The sequence below is a fragment of the Nocardiopsis sp. CNS-639 genome (assembly GCF_000381685.1).
Lineage (GTDB): Bacteria > Actinomycetota > Actinomycetes > Streptosporangiales > Streptosporangiaceae > Nocardiopsis > Nocardiopsis dassonvillei.
In genome coordinates this window covers 1-1,909 of record NZ_KB906867.1, presented here as the reverse complement: position 1 = coordinate 1,909, position 1,909 = coordinate 1, and the positions used below count along the sequence as shown (strand labels likewise).

The 1,909-nt window shown below is 65.2% G+C and carries 3 protein-coding genes and 1 pseudogene; all 4 read right to left on the bottom strand.

From position 1 onward, the window contains the following. Positions 1 to 236: 236 nt before the first annotated feature. Positions 237 to 500 carry a CRISPR-associated endonuclease Cas2 gene (gene cas2, locus G011_RS0120010; protein ID WP_026338473.1) on the bottom strand — a complete coding sequence of 88 codons (264 nt, stop codon included), beginning with the start codon at positions 498 to 500 and terminating at the stop codon, positions 237 to 239. A gap of 7 nt (positions 501 to 507) precedes the next feature. After that, positions 508 to 1,488, bottom strand: coding sequence for a CRISPR-associated endonuclease Cas1 (gene cas1 / locus G011_RS0120005; protein ID WP_019610052.1), 981 nt, complete (start codon positions 1,486 to 1,488; stop codon positions 508 to 510). Next, complete coding sequence (locus G011_RS33025; RefSeq protein WP_369757415.1) at positions 1,488 to 1,580, bottom strand: Dna2/Cas4 domain-containing protein; 93 nt, start codon at positions 1,578 to 1,580, stop codon at positions 1,488 to 1,490. Before G011_RS33025 ends, cas1 begins: the two co-directional genes overlap by 1 nt. A 34-nt stretch (positions 1,581 to 1,614) precedes the next feature. Then, positions 1,615 to 1,909: pseudogene (locus tag G011_RS32150) on the bottom strand (hypothetical protein); the annotation flags it as partial.

The following is a 1,909-nucleotide window of genomic DNA, read 5'->3' as shown; positions in this document are numbered from 1 at the left end:
GCGATGTGAGTTGCTACCCCTCGCAGGGGCGATGAAGGCTTGCCGAGTCGGGGCACCCACGTGCCCACACGCTGTTGCTACCCCTCGCAGGGGCGATGAAGGCCCGAGAGTAAAGCCGCAGACCAGACCACGTCCCACTCACTGTTTCGAGCCTGGTTTTTCAGCGGACCTCCGGTAGTGCATCCCACCCCGGTGTGTCGCTGAAAACAGCCTCCCTGGGGCTCACGGCGCATCATCTACAGAATGTCACTCGGTGCGCTGCGCGCTATGCCCCACGTCACTCTTTGGGGTGTCACTCCGGGCGGGAACGTGTAGACGATGACATGGTCGTGGCTGTCGTCGATCACGTCCTTGACAGCCCTTTCGAACCGTTTGACCTGCGCAGGACTGAGCTGACCCTCGAAGACGCTGCGCTGAACATGATGCAGGTACAGCCGACACGTGCGCAGAATCTGCGGGTTGCGTTCGACCGCGGTGTCGTAGACCACCACCACATGCACGGCCGCGTCACCACCAGATCCGGAAGGGCTTGTAGGTCTCGCCCTCCAGGCATGCACGGGTGAGTTTGAGGGCTTCCAGGTACATCAGCTCGTCGTAGGCGACCGGGCGGTTGAGTTCGCGGTGCTTGACGCTGTTCGCGAACTCGTCGCGCACTGTCGCCACGACCAGTTTGCGCCCCGCGTCGCTGAGCATCGCCTGGTTGGAGTCCACGTCGAAGTGGTGCTCCTTGAGCTGACTGCGGTTGGCCATCCGCAACAGCAACCGCTCCGCGAACAGGGGCTTGAACACCTCCGCCAAGTCCAGGCACAGCGAGTGCCGTTGGCGCTCCATAGTGCTGTGCAGGAACGCCACCCCGGTGTGCAACGGGGTCAATCGCAGAGCCGTGAGGGAACGCGCGTAGATGATCCCGTTGACGTAGCTGATGAAGGCGTTTCCGGCATTCTTGGGTGGGCGTCGGCTGCGCCCGTGCAGTTGCAGCCAGTCCGGCAGCTTGGTGTCCAGCACCGCCCAGGCCGAGCGGCGGAAGTTGCCCTCGATACCCATCAGCGAGGCCGCGTCGGTGGCCTGCGCCGACTTCTCCTTCAACACCGCGTAGGGCCCTGACAACAGGTCCCGGTCCAGGACCCGGCGCACGTTGAACGCGGTGGCGCGTACCAGGTCGCGGGCGATGCGCACCGACGCCACCGGGTCCGTGGCCAGGCGCACCTGGGCGATGACCGTCTCCCCGGAGGTGGCGGTTTCCGCAGCGGTCAGTGAACCCGAGTAGTCCCCGTAGTAGCTGAGCAGGTGCACGTTGATGCGGTGCTGGTTGAGGAGGCTCACCACGGAGGTGTTGACGTCGATGGGCTTGCAGGCGATGAGGTCGCGCACATCGGTGATGGGGATGCGCACGTCCTCGCCGTGCTCGCGTTCGATGAGCAGGGACTGGTCCTTGCGGCGGATCCGGCAACTGGAGGTGAGCCAGTAGGTTCGTGCGGCGGTGGGCATCACTGGCTCCAGCAGTAGTCGAAGTAGCTGCATCCCCGACAGGCCGACCTGGTGAGCCTGTCGGGCGAGGCGGTCGAGGTGATGGTGGCCAGGACTGAGATCGTTGATGGGGGTTTGGTGTCCTGGTCAGTGGTCGTAAGCGATCAATGACCGCTTGACCGGGGCACCCACCAGCCAGTTGTGCCAGATCGCGGCGTTGAGCGCGCAGATACGCTGGCACACCCTGGCCCACAGCCCCTCGCTGGTGCGCGCGGCGTGGCGTTCCAGACCGAGTTGGTTCTTCAACGTCCAGATGACGGCCTCGATCCGCTGCCGCAGCCAGGACGGGAACACCTCCACCCCGGGTTCGGGCTCGTCCCCGCGCACCGGACGGATGAGCGGATGGCCCAGCTTCGCCGCAGCGGCCTCGATCCCGGCCCCG